General features: G+C 70.5%; 15 protein-coding genes and 1 pseudogene. 8 read left to right on the top strand and 8 right to left on the bottom strand.

The genetic code is table 11. The annotated features are described in order from the left end of the window. Positions 1-134: 134 nt before the first annotated feature. On the bottom strand, positions 135-1,313 hold the full coding sequence (nagA, locus tag ACIRD3_RS38120; RefSeq protein WP_402226093.1) for an N-acetylglucosamine-6-phosphate deacetylase: 1,179 nt from the start codon (positions 1,311-1,313) through the stop codon (positions 135-137). A gap of 141 nt (positions 1,314-1,454) precedes the next feature. Between nagA and ACIRD3_RS38125 the strand changes: the two genes are divergently transcribed. Then, positions 1,455-2,213 carry a DeoR/GlpR family DNA-binding transcription regulator gene (locus ACIRD3_RS38125; protein WP_402226095.1) on the top strand — a complete coding sequence of 253 codons (759 nt, stop codon included), beginning with the start codon at positions 1,455-1,457 and terminating at the stop codon, positions 2,211-2,213. A gap of 83 nt (positions 2,214-2,296) precedes the next feature. Here ACIRD3_RS38125 and ACIRD3_RS38130 read toward each other — a convergent pair whose 3' ends face one another. From ACIRD3_RS38130 to ACIRD3_RS38140, 3 genes are read right to left on the bottom strand one after another with little or no spacing between them, the layout of a single operon-like run. After that, positions 2,297-3,145 (bottom strand): carbohydrate ABC transporter permease, encoded by an 849-nt coding sequence (locus ACIRD3_RS38130; RefSeq protein ID WP_402226098.1) that lies wholly within the window; start codon positions 3,143-3,145, stop codon positions 2,297-2,299. After that, a complete protein-coding gene (locus tag ACIRD3_RS38135; RefSeq protein WP_402226100.1) occupies positions 3,145-4,035 on the bottom strand; it encodes a carbohydrate ABC transporter permease in 891 nt (296 codons plus the stop codon). The genes ACIRD3_RS38130 and ACIRD3_RS38135 overlap by 1 nt, the downstream gene beginning before the upstream one ends. Continuing rightward, positions 4,032-5,291 (bottom strand): extracellular solute-binding protein, encoded by a 1,260-nt coding sequence (locus ACIRD3_RS38140; RefSeq protein ID WP_402226103.1) that lies wholly within the window; start codon positions 5,289-5,291, stop codon positions 4,032-4,034. The genes ACIRD3_RS38135 and ACIRD3_RS38140 overlap by 4 nt, the downstream gene beginning before the upstream one ends. Before the next feature lie 413 nt (positions 5,292-5,704). Between ACIRD3_RS38140 and ACIRD3_RS38145 the strand changes: the two genes are divergently transcribed. The 7 genes from ACIRD3_RS38145 (at position 5,705) to ACIRD3_RS38175 (ending at position 13,428) form a co-directional block, all read left to right on the top strand. Continuing rightward, positions 5,705-6,577 carry an SIS domain-containing protein gene (locus tag ACIRD3_RS38145; RefSeq protein ID WP_402226126.1) on the top strand — a complete coding sequence of 291 codons (873 nt, stop codon included), beginning with the start codon at positions 5,705-5,707 and terminating at the stop codon, positions 6,575-6,577. A 16-nt stretch (positions 6,578-6,593) separates the two neighbouring features. After that, positions 6,594-7,784: a PfkB family carbohydrate kinase gene (locus tag ACIRD3_RS38150; protein ID WP_402226105.1), complete on the top strand. Its 1,191-nt coding sequence runs from the start codon at positions 6,594-6,596 to the stop codon at positions 7,782-7,784. After that, a complete protein-coding gene (locus ACIRD3_RS38155; RefSeq protein ID WP_402226108.1) occupies positions 7,775-8,674 on the top strand; it encodes a ketose-bisphosphate aldolase in 900 nt (299 codons plus the stop codon). The genes ACIRD3_RS38150 and ACIRD3_RS38155 overlap by 10 nt, the downstream gene beginning before the upstream one ends. 219 nt (positions 8,675-8,893) lie before the next feature. Beyond that, on the top strand, positions 8,894-10,708 hold the full coding sequence (locus ACIRD3_RS38160) for an alkaline phosphatase family protein (protein WP_402226110.1): 1,815 nt from the start codon (positions 8,894-8,896) through the stop codon (positions 10,706-10,708). A gap of 473 nt (positions 10,709-11,181) precedes the next feature. Further along, positions 11,182-12,408 (top strand): recombinase family protein, encoded by a 1,227-nt coding sequence (locus ACIRD3_RS38165; RefSeq protein ID WP_402226113.1) that lies wholly within the window; start codon positions 11,182-11,184, stop codon positions 12,406-12,408. After that, positions 12,408-12,815 carry a hypothetical protein gene (locus ACIRD3_RS38170; protein ID WP_402226115.1) on the top strand — a complete coding sequence of 136 codons (408 nt, stop codon included), beginning with the start codon at positions 12,408-12,410 and terminating at the stop codon, positions 12,813-12,815. Before ACIRD3_RS38165 ends, ACIRD3_RS38170 begins: the two co-directional genes overlap by 1 nt. A gap of 208 nt (positions 12,816-13,023) precedes the next feature. Further along, positions 13,024-13,428, top strand: a complete 405-nt coding sequence (locus tag ACIRD3_RS38175) for a RidA family protein (RefSeq protein ID WP_345515915.1) — start codon at positions 13,024-13,026, stop codon at positions 13,426-13,428. Between the two features lie 40 nt (positions 13,429-13,468). Here the strand turns inward: ACIRD3_RS38175 and ACIRD3_RS38180 are convergent. The 4 genes and pseudogenes from ACIRD3_RS38180 to ACIRD3_RS38195 form a co-directional block, all read right to left on the bottom strand. Continuing rightward, positions 13,469-13,654: pseudogene (locus tag ACIRD3_RS38180) on the bottom strand (IS5/IS1182 family transposase); the annotation flags it as partial. A 160-nt stretch (positions 13,655-13,814) separates the two neighbouring features. Then, positions 13,815-14,525, bottom strand: coding sequence for a hypothetical protein (locus tag ACIRD3_RS38185; protein ID WP_402226117.1), 711 nt, complete (start codon positions 14,523-14,525; stop codon positions 13,815-13,817). Further along, positions 14,492-15,718, bottom strand: coding sequence for a hypothetical protein (locus ACIRD3_RS38190; RefSeq protein WP_402226119.1), 1,227 nt, complete (start codon positions 15,716-15,718; stop codon positions 14,492-14,494). The genes ACIRD3_RS38185 and ACIRD3_RS38190 overlap by 34 nt, the downstream gene beginning before the upstream one ends. Before the next feature lie 3 nt (positions 15,719-15,721). Beyond that, entirely contained in the window at positions 15,722-15,919 is a 198-nt protein-coding gene (locus ACIRD3_RS38195) for a hypothetical protein (protein ID WP_402226122.1), read from the bottom strand. Between the last annotated feature and the right edge of the window lie 264 nt (positions 15,920-16,183).

The following is a 16,183-nucleotide window of genomic DNA, read 5'->3' on the forward strand; positions in this document are numbered from 1 at the left end:
CTCGGGTGATGCGATCGTCCGTCCTTCTTGTTGACGCCCGTCCACCCCGTCGGCAACGCCCCAAGGCCGTGCCGACGAAAACCCCCTTGCACCAGGGGAGGTGAGTGATCCTCAGGTCGTTCTCCCCCCTCCGATCACCACCCCGTGCGCACGACAGCGAAGTGTTCGGCGCCGGTGATCCAGTGGCCGCGGCGCATGACGGCGACCAGGTCGTGGGTGGTGGAGTCGAGGACGGCGAGGTCGGCGAGTTTGCCGGTTTCGAGGGTGCCGATGGAGTCGGCGAGGCCGAGGAGGCGGGCGGGGGTGGTGGAGAGGGCTTCGACGGTCTGGTGGAGGGTGAGGCCGTTGACGGTGACCGAGCGTTTGAACGCGGTGTCGAGGGTGAGGGTGGAGCCGGCGATGGAGCTGCCGTCGGGGAGCATGGCGATGCCGTTGGTGACGTGGACGTGGAGGGGGCCGAGGGGGTAGCGGCCGTCGCCCATGGCGGCGGCGGCCATGGCGTCGGTGATCAGGGCGACGCGGGAGGGGCCGGCGGTGCGGTGGGCGAGGTCGAGGACGGAGGGGTGCAGGTGCACGCCGTCGTTGATCAGCTCGACGGTGACGCGTTCGTCCTCCAGCAGGGCGATGATCGGGCCGGGGGCGCGGTGGGCGATGGCGGGCATGGCGTTGAACAGGTGGGTGGCGACGGTGGCTCCGGCGTCGATCGCCTCCTGGGTGGTGGGGTAGTCGGAGTCGGTGTGGCCGATGGCGGCGATCACGCCGAGGTCGGTGAGCATGCGTATCGAGTGGAGGCCGCCGGGGAGTTCGGGGGCGAGGGTGAGCATCCTGGCGTGGCCGCGGGCGGCGTCGAGGAGTGTGCGCACGAGGGCGGGGTCGGGGTCGCGGAGCAGGTCGGGGCGGTGGGCGCCGCAGCGGCCCGGGGAGATGAAGGGGCCTTCGAAGTGGATGCCGGCCAGGATGCCGTCCTCGGCGAGTTCGGAGAGGACGGCGGCCTGGCGGGCGAGGTCGTCGATCTCGCCGGTGACGGTGGAGGCGACGGTGGTGGTGGTGCCGTGTTCGAGGTGGGTGCGGGCAGCGTGCAGGGCCTCCTCGGCGATGCCGGAGGTGTAGGAGGCGCCGCCGCCGCCGTGGACGTGCAGGTCCACGAAGCCGGGGACGACGGTGTGGCCGGTGAGGTCGAGGTCACCGGGCTCGGCCGCCCCGCTCGCGACGGCCGCGATGCGGTCACCCTCGACCACGATCCGGCCGGCCACCAGGACCTCACCGGGCAGCACCAAGCGGGCTCCGGCCAGCACGACACGGGAGAAGGACATGCCATCACCTGCTCACAGTTGATCGGTACATGACTCTCGAATCACTTTCGCGCAGGCCTGATTCTCGGCCAGACCGGGCCTCCAGGGAATCCCCAGGCTGGTGATGGCCACTGTCGGGCCGTCGGAGGCTACACTTCGGTCATGCTCAAAGCTGATCGCGCCGCCCGGATCCTGGCGCACGTCACCGAGTCGGGCAGCGCCGATGTGCACGAGCTGGTCGAGCTGCTGCAGGTGTCCTCGGCCACCGTCCGGCGCGACCTGCAGGAACTCAACGACCAGGGCCTGCTGCTCCGCACCCGCGGCGGCGCCGTCACCGGAGCCGTCAACCTCGAACTGCCGCTGCGGCACAAGCACGGGAAGCGACAGGCCGAGAAGCGGCGGATCGCCCTCGCCGCCGACCGACTGGTGCCGGACGGCGCGGTGGTGGGCCTGACCGGCGGCACGACGACGAGCGAGCTGGCGCGACTGCTGGCCGAGCGCAGCGGGATCACGATCGTGACCAACGCGGTCAACATAGCGGCCGACCTGATCGTCCGCCCGGACGTCCGGCTGGTCGTGATCGGCGGGATCGCCCGGACCACGAGCTACGAACTGGTCGGCCCGGCGGCCGAGCGGATGCTCTCGCAGTACCACCTGGACATCGCCTTCATCGGCGTGGACGGCCTGACCGCCGGCGAGGGTTGCACCACGCACGACGAGATGGAGGCCAGCACCGACAAGGCCTTCCTCCGCAGCACCGCGCGCTCCGTGGTGCTCGCGGACAGCACCAAGGTCGGCCGGGTCACCTTCGCGCGGATCTGCCCGCTCACGGACATCCACGACCTGGTCACCGACGGCGAGTTGACGGATGCTCAGGAACAGGACATCGCCGCCGCCGGTGTGGAGGTCCTGCGGGCCTGACCGAGTACGCTTCGGCCCGGCGTGAACCTCCCGGCACGAGCCCACGGCGTGCATCCCCGGCATGAACCCCCCGGAGCAGCGGGCTACTTGACCGACCCGGCCGTGAGCCCGGAGACGACATGCCGTTCGATGACGGCGAAGAGCACCACGACGGGCACGATCGCCACCAGCGAGGCCGCGAACACGTGGTTCCACTGCACGCTGTAGGCGCCGATCATGTTGTTGATGCCGACGGTCAGCGGTTGCCGGTCCGGGGAGTCCGTCAGGGTCAGGCCCATGATGAACTCGTTCCAGGCCGCGATGAAGGTGAAGATCACCGCGGTGACCACACCGGGCAGCGCGAGCGGCAGGGTGACCCGGAACAGCGCACCGGCCCGGCCGTTGCCGTCGATCTGCGCGGCCTCCTCCAACTCGACCGGGATGGAGCCGATGTAGGCGCTGAGGATCCAGATCGCGAAGGCCAGGTTGAACGCGGCGTTGGCGAGGACCAGCACGAGCACGGTGTCCAGCAGGTCCAGCGTGTAGAACTCCCGGTAGAGGCCGACCTGGAGGGCGGTGGGCTGGAACATCTGGGTGACGAGCACCAGCAGCAGGAAGGCCTTGCGGCCGCGGAAGCGGACCCGGGCGGTGTAGTACGCGGCGGGCAGCGCGACCAGGAGGACCAGCAGGGTGGACCCGCCGGCGACGAGCAGGGTGACCTGGAGGTTCTGCCCGAGCGTGGTGTCGGTCCAGACCCTGGTGAAGGAGGACCAGTCGAAGCGCGTCGGCAGGTAGGAGGAGTCCCGCAGCTGGTCGGCGGGGCGGCCGGCGGTGATCAGCATCTCGACGTAGGGCAGCAGGAAGAGCGCGGCGAGCGCCCAGGCGGTGGCGGTGAGCAGGACGGTCCGTCCGCGCGGTCGGCGGGGGCTCGGCGTCCGGCGCTGGGCGGTCATCAGTTCTCCGCTCCCTTCCAGCGGCTGACCTTGAGGAAGACGATCACCATCAGGATCACCACGGCGAAGTTGACGACGGACATGGCGGCGGACTCGGCGACGTCGTAGCCGCGCAGCATGTACATGAACACGGTGGTGGTGGCGGTGTCGGCGTTGGGGCCGCCCTGGGTCATGCCCCAGATCACCGGGAAGGAGTTGAAGACGTTGATCAGATTGACCACCAGGGCCACCAGGAAGGCCGGGCGCAGCAGCGGCAGGGTGATCCGCCGGTACGCCTGCCAGGTCGTGGCGCCGTCGACCCGAGCGGCCTCGTAGAGCTCGCCGGGGACGGTCTGCAGGCCGGCGAGCAGGGTGTAGGTGGTGAAGGGCAGCGAGACGAAGACGGCGGCGAGGACCAGCCAGGGCTTGGCGTGTCCGGCGTCGCCGAGCCAGGCCCGGGCGTGGTCGATCAGGCCGAGGTCGAGGAGCAGCCGGTTGAGCACGCCGGCGACCTGGTCGAGCATCCAGCGGAAGCCGATCGCCGTCATCAGCACGGACGCGGCCCAGGGCGCGATGAGCGCCCAGCGGGTGATCCTGCGCCCGGGGAAGTTCTGGTGGAACAGCTGGGCCAGGGCGAGGGAGACCAGCATGGTCAGCCCGACCACGGCGACCGTCCAGACGACGGTCCAGCCGAGCACGGCCGGGAGCCGGGGGTCGTCGAACAGCTTGTGGTACTTGACCAGACCGGCGGGGCCGTGGTCGGTGCCGGTGGTGTCGATCCGGCGCAGCGAGGTGGCGACCATCTCGATCACCGGCCAGACGACCACCCCCAGGATCAGCAGGACGGCCGGGGCCAGCCAGGGCAGCGGGCCGAGCCGCGCGAGCAGCGGTCGGCGCCCGGCCCGGGTCACTCGGCGGCCTGCCGGGCGGCCTGCTGGAGCGCGTCGAGGGCCTTCCCGGGGTCGCTGACGGCCGTGCCGATCTGGGTCTTGACCTGGGCGGAGACGGCCGGCCAGGTGGGGTCGCTGAGCGGGTAGAAGGTCGCGGTGGGCAGGGCCGCCAGGAAGGGTGCCAGGGCCTTCTCGTCGGGGTCGGCCTGGAGGGCGGCGAGTGCGGACTGGGTGACCGGGAGCAGGCTGTACTCCTTGTCGAAGGCCACAGTGTTGTCCTTGCGGTACGCGAAGTCCAGGAAGGCCTTGATCTGGTCCTTGTGGCCGCCCTTCTTGAAGGCCATCATCCAGTCGGCGACGCCCAGGGTGGCCTTGGTGGCACCGTCTTTGCTGGGCATCGCGGTCCAGGTGACGTCCATGGCCTTGACGTCATTCAGCTGGGTGGGGATGCCGTTGAGCATGCCGACCTTTCCGGAGGCGAAGTCCTTGGCCAGCTCGGTGCGGTTGACGGACGCCGGGCTCTGTTCGGTCAGCCCGGCGTCCACCCAGCTCTTGAGCTGGGTGAAGGTCTCGACGTTGGCCGGGGAGTTGATGGCGTACGCGCCCTTGGCGTCCTGGTAGCCGCCGTGGTTCTCCAGCATCCAGATGAAGGACTCGCCCTGGGCCTCCTCCTTGCCCAGCGGGACGCCGAGCGGGATCTCCACCCCGGCCTTCTTGAGCGCGGTGGCGGCGGCGGTGACGTCCGCCCAGGTCCTGGGCGGGGCGGCCGGGTCCAGGCCGGCCTTCTTGAACAGGGCGTTGTTGATCAGGAACATCCGGGCGCTGGAGATGAACGGGATGCCGTACGCGGTGCCGTCCTGCTCGCCGGCATGGGCGATGGCGGGGATGAGGTCGCTCAGGGTGGCGTCGGAGAGGACGTCCCGGGCGGGGTAGAGCTGGCCGTTCTTCGCGAAGTCGGCGTAGCCGCCGGTCTGCAGGATGTCCGGTTGCCGGCCGTTCTGCACCATCGTCTTGACCTGGGTGTCGATGTCGTTCCAGTTGATGACCTGGAGGTCGACCTTGATCTTCGGGTTCTGCTGCTCGAAGGCGGAGATCACGCCCTGCCAGTACGCCTGGCTCGGGTTCTGGCCGTTGGAGCCGTAGTCCGCGGCGACGAACCTGATGGTCGTGACGCCGTCGGCGGACGTCCCGCCGGAGTTCGAGCCCTTGCCGCACCCCGACAGCGCGAGCGTTCCGGCCAGGGTGACCGCCGACAGGGCGAGAAGACGCCGCTTCATCTCTGATACCGCCTTTGCTGCAGGGGCCGGCCGCGACGGCCCGGGTGGGGGCGTGCGTGTTTGCACGGAGGTGCGCCACTCTGGGGGGTATCTGCGCAATATCGAGCAACTGTGCCCCCAGAGTGTGCATCCTTGCTGTCACGGCGGGCCAGCCGCGTTATCGAAGCGTTGCAGTGGGGTGGCCCGACCGCACGGATGACTGACGATTCCTCAGTCACCTTCGGTGTTGCCTTCAGCCTCTTCAGTCGTCGGATTGGGCGCTTCGGCGACCGACGCCCTCTTGCTCAGGGATGATTCGTTGGGTTATCAATAGCTCAGTTTTGTGCACTCATTTCTCAGCATGAGCCACTCAAGCCACTCACCCTGCGCGGTCCGCCCCCGTCAGCCCCGTCGAGGAGAGCCCGATGAGCCCGATGAGCCATGTCGAGCATGAGATCGCCAGCCAGCCGGACTGCTGGCGCAAGGCACTGGAGCTGGAGCCGGCCGGGCTGCCCGAGCGCGGCGAGCGGGTCGCCGTGCTCGGCTGCGGCACCTCGCTGTTCATCGCGCAGGCGTACGCGGGGCTGCGCGAGAGGGCCGGGGCGGGTGAGACCGACGCCTTCGCGGCCTCCGAGTTCCCGGAGGCCCGGGACTACGACCGGGTCCTGGCCATCAGCCGCTCCGGCACCACGACCGAGGTGCTGGCCGCGCTCCTGCGGGCGGCCGACACCCCGACGACGGCGCTCACCGGCGATCTCGCCACCCCGATCAGCACGGCCGCCGACACCGTCGTCGACCTGGAGTTCGCCGACGAGCGCTCGGTGGTGCAGACCCGCTTCGCCACCACCGCGCTGGCGCTGCTGCGCAGCCACCTCGGCCTCGCCCCGGTCGACCTGGTCGCGCAGGCCGAACGGGCCCTCATCGAGCCGCTGCCCGAACGGGCTCGATCGGCACGGCAGTTCACCTTCCTCGGCAGCGGCTGGACGATCGGCCTCGCCAACGAGGCCGCGCTCAAGCTCCGTGAGGCCTCCGGGTCGTGGACCGAGTCGTACCCGGCCATGGAGTACCGGCACGGCCCGATCAGCGTCACCGGTTCCGACAGCGTCGTGTGGTTCTTCGGTGAACCGCCGGCCGGGCTGGTGGACCAGGTCCGGCCGACCGGCGCCGTGCTGTCGGTGAGCACCCTCGACCCGCTGGCCGACCTGGTCCGCGCCCAGCGCCTCGCCGTCGAACTGGCCGCCGCCCGGGGCCTGGACCCGGACCGGCCGCGCAACCTCACCCGCTCCATCGTGCTGCCCCGGCCGTGAGCGCCGGAGGCGCGCCGTGATCCTCACCGTCACCCTCGACCTCACCCTCGACGTCGCCCTCGACCTCACCCGTCACCTGGACCGGCTGGTCCCGCACCGCGGCAACCGGGTCCGGGCCGGGGCCCAACACGTCGGCGGCAAGGGCGTGAACGTCTCCCGGGTGCTGCACGCCCTCGGCCACGACACCGTCGTCACCGGACTGGTCGGCGGCGACGCCGGACGGGCGATCCGCGCCGAACTCGCGGCCGCCGGACTGGCCGACCGGATGCTGACGATCCCGGGCGACTCCCGGCGGACGGTGGCCGTGGTCGAGGAGGCGGAGGAGGAAGCGGCGGCGCAGGCAGCGGCGGCCGGCGACAGCGGGGGCAGCGCCGGGACCGGCCCGGAGCAGGACACCGGGAACCCCACGATCCTGCTCGAACCGGGGCCCGTGGTGGGCGTCGAGGAGTGGGAGCAGTTCGTCGACCACCTCGACACCCTGCTGCCGGACGCCGAGGCCGTCGTCCTCTCCGGCAGCCTGCCGCGCGGCCTCCCCCACGACAGCTACGCCCACCTGCTGAGGCTCGCCCACGCCCGCGGCGTCCCCGCGGTGCTCGACGCCGACGGTGCCGCCCTGCGCGCCGCGCTCGCGGCCGGGCCCGCCCTGGTCACGCCGACCGCCGCGGAGCTCACCGCCGCCACCGGCCTGGCCGAGCCGCTCGCCGCCGCCCGCGCGCTGCACGCCGCCGGAGCCGGCGCGGTGGTCGCCCCGCTCGGCGCGGACGGGCTCATCGCCGTCACGCCGCAGGGCGATTGGCACGCCCGGGCACCCGAGCGGCGGGCCGGCGCCCCCACCGGCGCGGGCGATGCCGCCGTCGCCGCGCTCGCCCTCGGCCTGGTGGCCGGCACCGCCTGGCCCGAGCTGCTGGCCGAGGCCGTGGCGCTCTCCGCGGCGGCCCTCGACGCCCAGCTCGCGGGCGACCTCGACCCCGCCGTCCGCCGGGCCCTGCGACCGCTGGTGGACGTCCGCCCCCTCGCCGTCCAGGAATCCGTCCCGCGGCAGGAGTCCTTTCCTCGGAAGGAGTCCGACCCGCGGCAGGAGTCCTCTCCCCGGAAGGAGTCCGCCCCAAGGCGGGAGCCCGACCCGCGGCAGGAGTCCGACCCGCGGCAGGAGCCCGACCGGCGGCAGGAGCCCGACCCGTGGAAGGAGTCCGACCCGTGCCCCTGACCGGAACCGGCGCGATCACCACCGCCGCCGCCCTCGCCGGGCGCGGCGTCGGCGCGTTCAACGTCATCCAGCTCGAACACGCCCAGGCCATCGTGGCCGGCGCCGAGTCCGCCGGAGCACCGGTGGTCCTCCAGCTCAGCGAGAACGCCGTGCGCTACCACGGCGGGCTCGGCCCGATCGCCGCCGCCACCCTCAGCGTCGCGCGCGCCGCCTCGGTGCCGGTGGCCGTCCACCTCGACCACGCCACCACCCCCGAACTCGTCTACGCGGCGGTGGAGTCGGGCTTCACCTCGGCGATGTTCGACGCTTCCGCGCTCGGCCACCAGGACAACCTGCGCGCCACCGCCGAGGTGGTGGAGCACTGCCACGCCGCCGGCGTCTGGGTCGAGGCCGAACTCGGCGAGATCGGCGGCAAGGACGGCGTCCACGCCCCCGGTACGCGGACCGATCCCGCCGAGGCCGCGGCCTTCGTCGCCGCCACCGGCGTGGACGCGCTCGCCGTCGCCGTCGGCACCTCGCACGCCATGCCGACCCGGGACGCCGCCCTCGACTTCGGGCTGATCCGCAGACTGCGCGCGGCCGTTCCCGTCCCCCTCGTGCTGCACGGCTCCTCCGGTGTGGCGGACGAACACCTGACGGCCGCCGTTGCGGCCGGCATGACCAAGGTCAACATCGCCACCCAGCTCAACCGGGTCTTCACCGCCGCCGTCCGCCGGGCCCTCGCCGACGACGCCCGGCTGGTCGACACCCGCCGCTACCTCGGCCCGGCCCGGACCGCCGTCGCCGACGAGGTCGCCCGGCTGCTCGGCGTCCTCAAGGCGGTACCGACCGGCCGGGGCGCCATCGGCCCGGTCCACGACCCGTCGGCCCGCCGACCCGCCGGACCCTGACCTGAGCGCACACCAACGGCCTTTCCCACCAAGGGCTTTCGACCCCACCACGGACCCTTCCCGGCCACCGCCCACCCTCGCCGGCACACGCCGCCTGCCCGAACTTGTCTGACCAAGTTCGGCATTCATTCTCCCGCCGTACAGCGCCGCCCGATAGCTATGACCCGCCCATGGCGCACCGCCATGGCACCCACCCTCACCACACCACGAGGTACCCCCATGCGACTGCGCTGGAGCACCGTCGGCGGGCTGTTCGCCGCCCTCCCCCTGGTCGGCGCGCTGACCGTCGCCGCCCCCACCGCCGCCCACGCGGCGGGCGGCAGCGCCAACCTGATCGTCAACGGCGACGCGGAGGCCGGCGGCTACTGCACCACCGACTGGAGCGCCGCCTCCACCGTCCCCGGCTGGACCGTCCAGGCCGGCGGCATCGACGCCATGTGCCACTCGGTGAGCTCCTTCGGCCTGCCGAACGACGGCCGCACGCCCGGCAAGGCCTTCTTCGGGCCGGGCAACTTCGGCGACGGCTCGATGGCCCAGACCGTCGGCGTCTCCTCGGCCGCCGCCGCCATCGACGGCGGCGGGGTGCACTACAACCTGTCCGGCTGGCTGGGTGGTTGGGCGGCCTACAGCGGCTACGTCGCCGTCAGCCTGCACTTCCAGGACGCGGGCGGCCGCCCGCTCGGCGCGACCGCGAAGCTGCCCACCGTCTCCGCCACCGACCGCGGCCTGAGCACCCAGTTCCTCTCCCGCAGCGCCACCGGTGCCGTCCCGACCGGCACCCGGTCCATCCAGGTCGAGGTCCAGTTCCTCTCCACCTCGCACGAGACCGGCTACCTGGACAACCTCTCGCTCACCCTCGACACCCCGGTCGCCGCGCCCGCGCCGCTCACCCCGCCCGCCTCGGCCGTGCCCGGCTACGACCACGTCTTCGTCGTCATGATGGAGAACACCGACTACTCCCAGATCATGAACGACCCGGCGGACACCCCGTTCATCCACAGCCTGATGAGCCAGGGCGCCACCCTCACCGACTCCCACGGCGTCTACCACCCCAGCGACGAGAACTACCTCGCCATCGCGGGCGGCGACACCTACGCCAAGGGCGCCACCTACTTCCCCAACATCAACTCCCCGCAGCGCAACCTCGGCGACACCATCGAGGCGGCCGGCAAGAGCTGGAAGGCCTACGAGCAGGGCATGGGCTCTCCCTGCAACACCACCAACACGTACGACAGCTACTACGAGCCCGACGACGCGCCGTTCATCAACTACACCGACATCAGCGGCAACCCGGCCCGCTGCGCGGCGCACCTCTTCGACACCACCCAGCTGACCACCGACCTCCAGTCGGCCGCCACCACCCCGAACCTCGCCTGGATCGCCGCCGACGACTACTACGACGGCGAGGCCTCCGGCAACGGCAACGCCACCAGCCTGAAGGTGCAGGACGGCTGGCTGAAGCAGACCCTCGCACCCGTGCTGTCCTCCCCGGCGTGGACCCAGCAGCGCTCGCTGCTCCTGCTGACCTGGGACGAGAGCAACAGCGAGAGCTACAACCACCTCGCCACCGTCGTCGTCGGCTCGCAGGGCACCGTGCCGGCCGGCACCAGCAGCCCGCTGCACTACGACCACTACAGCGTCGGCCGCACCATCGACGCCGCCCTTGGCCTGCCCGGGCTGACCGGCAACGACACCTACGCGACGCCCCTCAACGCCGCCTTCACCCCGTCCACCGCGACCGGACCGATCCTGACCGGCGACCTGAACGCGGTGGCCGACGGCGGCAACGTCACCCTCCGCTACGCCCTGCCGAACACCGCGCAGGTCAGCGCGAAGAACTGGGTCGGCGTCTATCCGGCGGGCGTCACCCCCGGCTCGCGCTCCGCGCTGACCTGGGCCTACACCCCCCACCAGAGCGGCGCCGTCACCCTCTCCACCGGCAAGCTCAACGGCGCGGGCGGCTACGACGCGTACTACCTCGCCAACGACGGCTACTCGGTCCTGGCCGGCCCCTTCCGGCTGACCGTCGGCTGAGGCCGAGGCCGAGGACGTCCGTGAGCGGTTCCCGGGCAGGCCTGACCCCTCGGCCGACCGACCTGGCTCGGGTCCTGACCGGGGTCCAGCCAAGGTGAGCCCAAAAGCCGCCACGGGATGATCTTGAAGCCCTGAACGCCAGCTTCGCAGCCGTACCGCCCGGGGCCCGGCCCGGTCCCGGGTTCCGCCGTTCCGATCCTCTCCCCCGCGTCGATCTCGCGATGATCCCGCGCGGGCGTGTACGGCGCGTCCGGCTGGAGCTGGGCATCGGGTGGGGTGGGGATGGCTTCGATCGAGCGGACCGCGTATCCGCGGTTCAAGCGGCTGATCACCGCGCGCGAACCGCACGTGTTCTTCACGCCCTCCGAGGAGGAACGGGCGTGGGCGGAGGAGGCCGCGGACTCCGACGAGCACCAGCTCGCGCTGCTGTTGGCGCTGAAGTCCTACCAATCGAGGCCCAGCAAGCGCAGGGCGTGCCGAGCACCGCGGCGTTCACCCGGCTGCTCACCAAGCAGGTTGGCGATCCCGGCCGCTCGCTGGAGGGCATGTTCCGCGCCCAGCCCTACCGGGAACTCCGCCTACCCGTCGTGCCGCCCGGCGCCACCCGCTATGGCCGCCTGGACACCGTCATCTGCCAGCCCGGCGCGGCCGACATCGTCGTGGAGATCGACTCCGCGCCCAACGCCTCTTCCGCCGCCGAGCTCGCCTTCGCCCGCGACGCAGGCGCTGTCCCGATCTGGCTCCGCTTCGGCAAGGGCAACGTCGATGCCCCGGACGGTGTCGTTGTATCCACGCGCTCCGCGCGCCGAGGCCGCAGGCTAGAGCCGGATCCCGTTGCTGAAGTCGACGGCGACAAGTCCGGCAAGAACGCGCTGCGCCCCGAGCTGAAGGCGTGCCACGCCTTCCTCGACCCCGGCGACACCCTCGTGGTCCCCTCGCTTGACCGCTATGGCCGCAGCCTCCAGGACCTCATCAACATGGTCGCCGAGCTGCGCGAGCGCGGGATCGGCTTCACCTCGCTGCACGAGAACCTGGACGCCACCACCCCCGGCGGCCGGCTCGTCTTCCACGTCTTCGCCGCCCTCGCGGAGTTCATCCGCGAACTCATCGTCATCGGCACCAAGGGGGGCCTGGCCGCAGCCCGCGCCCGGGGCCCCGTCCGCGGACGCCCCACAGTCGCCACCGAGGAAGTCAGCCGGGCCGCACGCGACCTGCTGCCCGACCCCGGCCGCTCCATCACCCCGATCGCCAAGCTGCTCGGCGTCTCCCCGGGCACCCTGTACAACCACATCCCCGACCTACGCGAACTGCGCGCGGGCGCCGGTCCCCGCCAGCTCGAAGCCCCGCGAAGTAGCCCAGCACGAGCGAGATCAATCTCAGCGGCACTTTCTGTACGGCACCTACTCACACCCGGAGAGGCCCGCGAGTTCGCGGAAACCGAAGGTCTTTTCGCGGGAACCCGAGGATGGATGGTCGTGTTCTCGTGGGTTCGGCTTCCGGGTTCAGGCGAACACGCGGGGCAGGTGCTGAGCGGGCCCGCCCCTGGGTGCCTTCCCTGGAACGGTCCTGGCACCGTAGGAGTCATGAGAGCAGAAGGAATGACACGGGAACCGGAAACCTCTATGCAGAGTGGGCTCACATCTCTGGGTGAAGTAGCGTGCCGTTATCAGGCGGATGAGATACCCCGGAAGATCTGCTGATGATCGCCGCTGAGGCGCTCGCGGCCGGACTGGACACCCCGAGATTGTGCGAGCTCGCCGGTTGGCCTCGCAACGCGGATGCCCGCGACATTCGTGACGCGTTCGAGCAAGCACTTGCCGAGTCCGGGATCCGGTTGCCGGATCGGGGCCTGGCGCGGCGCCACGCTCTGCGCCGGATGGAGGCGAGATTCATCGATGGAGAGATAACTCCCGCTGACCTGGCGACGGACGATTGGTGGGAGACGGATGTAGAGACCGCGGCGGAGCAAGCGTTCGTGGCGCTGATCCCGCAGTGCGATTGCTGCATCGAGTACAGGTTGGGGCTTGACCAGCAGACGTGGGCGGCCCAGCTGCGGAACGCTGCCCTCGCCCTGACATCGTCTCCGCCGATCAGCCGCGGATGCTGACTGTGCCTGGCGTGCTCATCCTCAGCAAAGGCGTGGACGTTAAGCAGATTTCACTGAGCCTCTTTCATCCTCTGCTGGAGGGTGTGCGCGCAGAGAACACTCCGACGGCGCTGCCAGACAAGCATCGTTTGTACGGACCCGTAACTTCTACGTGCAAGGGGCCTGTCTGCAACTGACGGTCCCGCGCGCTGTATCAAGGGAGTGAGTCATGAGTTCTCAGGTGAAGGCATTCGGGTTCGGCATGCCGTGGGAGTCGTTGTACGGGTACAGTCAGGCCACTCAGGTCGGTGACACGGTTTATGTGTCGGGGCAGCTGTCTCATGACCGTCACGGCAACTTCGTGGGTGCCGGCGACTTCGAACTGCAGGTCCGCACCACGCTGGAGAATCTGGACCTGGTGCTGAGGCAATTCGGGGCCGAGCGTGGCCAGATAGCGGAGACCACGGTTCTGGTGAGGAACCTGCGGGAGAACTTCGACACGACAGCACGCCTCCACGCCGAGTACTTCGGGGAGCACCGGCCCGCCAGCACGGTCATGGGCGTTTCCGACTTGGCACTGCCGGACCAACTCGTGGAGATCGGCGCGCTCGTGCGTCTCGATGTGAAGCCATAGGTGAGGAGGCCGGCCTGATTCCTTCAGTGAACCTCTTACATCCTGAATAGTTGCAGGTCAGCAGCGTGTGGACGGCTTGGACGATGGTGCTGATAAGGCGGGTGGAGCATCTGGCTCGTCGTAGCAGCCGCCAGGCTTTCAACTGGGCGAAGGCGCGTTCGCCGGGGGCTCTCAGCCGGGCGTGATCGCGGATGAACTGCTGGTAGTGCGGGGGCTGCTCGCGGTGGCCATGCGGGACGTCGAGCGGGGCTCGATACCGAACCAACAGGGCCCCTTCGGCCGCCGGTGTGATGAGTGGAATCACCACGCCGACGACGAGGGGCCCTGCCCCGTCACCACACCCGCTGACCAGCCCATTTCATCCTCCAGCACAGGACGAAAGAGGTTCACTGAAGTGGCTGTTCAGCGGCCTGGTGCAGCAGCGCCCGTGCGGAGTCCGCGTAGCGCATCGCGGTCTTCTCGTCGAGCCCGAACACCTCGGCGAGGTGGAGCGGGTCGGGCCCGTGAGTCAGGGCCTCTTCGAATTGTCGGTCGACGCGGAGCCGCTCCAGCGTCGCGTCCTGCCCACGCATCGCGGCGCTGGTCCAGTGGTTGCTGGCGCGGCTGGTTTTCGTGGCGGTCTGGTTGTTGATCAGCAGGTGGAGATTCGCGGTGTTCGGCCACCGGCGGCGCCGGTGCTCTAGCCGGTCCAGCAGCAGCTTCCGGGTGAGATCGTCGAGCGGACGGACGCGTCCGGCGATGGTCAGCCGGCGATTGCCGAGATCGACGTCGTCGAGTATGAGGTCGGCGATCTGGGCGACCCGGGCGGCGTGGACCGCTGCGAGGGCGAGGATGAGCCGCGTCGCCGGCGTGGTGGCCGCCGCGACGGAGCGGTCGACCTGCTCGGGGACGAGCGGTTGCAGCACGGCGTACTCGTATTGCCCGACCTTGATCCGACTGGTGGGGTTGCGGAAGATCAGCCCGTTCCGCTTGGCCCATGTGAATAGCGGGCGCAGGGCGACGAGTTGGTCGTGGCGCTGGTGGCCGTGCAGTGTCTTGATGTAGGTCAGGACGTCGTCGCGGGTCACTTCACGCAGGTGGTCGAGGGGTTCGACCATTCCAGCAGGGCCGGGCGGACTCGGTTGGGGTAGAGCCAGACTGTGCCTTCCCGTCGCGGGAGGCTGCGGGGGCCGCCGTCGTGCAGGACGCGGGTCCAGCGCTCGGCCTCCGAGCGGATGCCGGGTGCGAGACCCTCCAGCCTTTTGGCGAGCCAGCGTTCGAAGGAGGGTTCGCTGTCGTCCTCGAAGATCCCCATCTCGTCCAGGACCGTGACGGTGTGGCCGACCGGCAGGTCCAGGGCCCGCAGCGGGGTGAAGATCTCCGTGTGCCGGATGACGTCGCCCTCGACGTGTCCGGTGAGGACGAGAGCCAGGCCGCGGTTGACGGCGAAGCGAATGTTGCGTCCCCAGCCTCGGGTCTCGGCGAGCCGGTGGGCAAGGTACTTTGCCCAGGCCAGCCACGGGCTGGTCAGGTCGGCGTCGGCCAGGGCGAGCCGGCTGTAGTCGCGGGGGATCTGTGCGAACAGCGGTAGCTGCTGCCAGCCGGGATCCGGGTGCCAGGCCGGTGCAGGAGGCGGCTTGCGCGGGGCTCCCCGCCGTCCTCCCCGCGTCCGAAATGTGGGGGTCGGTCTCCTGCGGTAGTGCATCCCGACGAAGAACAGTTGGTGATGCCGGACGGCGGCGAGCCGGTCCCGCACGTCCGTCTCGTCCGTGGGCTGGCCGACGACGGCCTTCGCACTGAGGCGGGCCTGGCACCAGCACAGGCGGCAGTAGTTCCACTTCAGCGGCTGGACGCGACGGCAGCCGGTGCATGCGGCCGCGTCGTGGCCGCGGCCGAACATGTAGCAGGTGGGGCAGAGGCGGCCGCTGAAGTTTCCCCAGGCAAGGCAGCTGTCGCAGGAGTCGGTGGGCTTGACGTAACTCCGGCGGCAGCGACCGGCCGTCCCGGCGCCTCGCTCGGGAACAGAGGGGCACCAGGGCGACAGCTCGCCGCCCCAGCCGGTGAACAACGTCCGGATCTCCGGCTCACTCGGCGGGATACGCAGCTGCGCGTCCCTGGCCCCGCGCGGCCGGTTCATCTCATCGATCGGGCACTCGACCACCCGGCCGGTCATCCGGTGGATTTCGACCTTGTGCCGCAGCTCCAGGAACATGAAGTACGTGCTCAACGCCTGCGACCGGCCCAGCCGGGTGCCGCTGGGCGAGTCCCGCAGCACCTTCCCGAAGTACATGTCCGCGTCAGCAGGCTCCATGTCTCACAAGGGCCGGCCGAACCAGGTCCTGATCTGATCCAAGTGACCGACGTCCCCGCGGATGGTGCCGTCCGCCAGCCCTGCTGAGGCCCGTGCCAGGACGAACCCGGACAGAACATCGGTCTCGAACCGCTCCAGCTCCTCCGCCGACGCGGGCGCCCAGTGCTCACGCAGGTCCCGTACGACTGCCAGCGCCGCCAACCGAGCTTCCTCGCCTTCCACCCGACTGCGAATCAGTCGGACGAGATGAGAACGCTTCAAGAATCCCGAAGTTACGTCACAAGCAAGCAGAGCACACAAAGGAGGAAGAACCCCCTGGCCACAGGTCCGGGAACTCAGCGGGCTCAGGGGAACTCACGGAATGTCGCACATCAGCGGGGCAGGATGCGCAGTACTGCCTCGCGTTCTCCGCTGAGCTGCAGGCCTTGCTGTACCGCGGTGCCCAGGTCGAGGTCGCCGAGCAGG

This window comes from Kitasatospora sp. NPDC093550 (genome assembly GCF_044764985.1).
Taxonomy (GTDB): domain Bacteria; phylum Actinomycetota; class Actinomycetes; order Streptomycetales; family Streptomycetaceae; genus Kitasatospora.

Coding starts and splice junctions, on each gene's coding strand:
- nagA (WP_402226093.1), bottom strand. CDS start 1,313: ATGTCCTTCTCCCGTGTCGTGCTGGCCGGAGCCCGCTTGGTGCTGCCC.
- ACIRD3_RS38125 (WP_402226095.1), top strand. CDS start 1,455: ATGCTCAAAGCTGATCGCGCCGCCCGGATCCTGGCGCACGTCACCGAG.
- ACIRD3_RS38130 (WP_402226098.1), bottom strand. CDS start 3,145: ATGACCGCCCAGCGCCGGACGCCGAGCCCCCGCCGACCGCGCGGACGG.
- ACIRD3_RS38140 (WP_402226103.1), bottom strand. CDS start 5,291: ATGAAGCGGCGTCTTCTCGCCCTGTCGGCGGTCACCCTGGCCGGAACG.
- ACIRD3_RS38145 (WP_402226126.1), top strand. CDS start 5,705: ATGAGCCATGTCGAGCATGAGATCGCCAGCCAGCCGGACTGCTGGCGC.
- ACIRD3_RS38160 (WP_402226110.1), top strand. CDS start 8,894: ATGCGACTGCGCTGGAGCACCGTCGGCGGGCTGTTCGCCGCCCTCCCC.
- ACIRD3_RS38170 (WP_402226115.1), top strand. CDS start 12,408: ATGATCGCCGCTGAGGCGCTCGCGGCCGGACTGGACACCCCGAGATTG.
- ACIRD3_RS38175 (WP_345515915.1), top strand. CDS start 13,024: ATGAGTTCTCAGGTGAAGGCATTCGGGTTCGGCATGCCGTGGGAGTCG.
- ACIRD3_RS38185 (WP_402226117.1), bottom strand. CDS start 14,525: ATGGTCGAACCCCTCGACCACCTGCGTGAAGTGACCCGCGACGACGTC.
- ACIRD3_RS38190 (WP_402226119.1), bottom strand. CDS start 15,718: ATGGAGCCTGCTGACGCGGACATGTACTTCGGGAAGGTGCTGCGGGAC.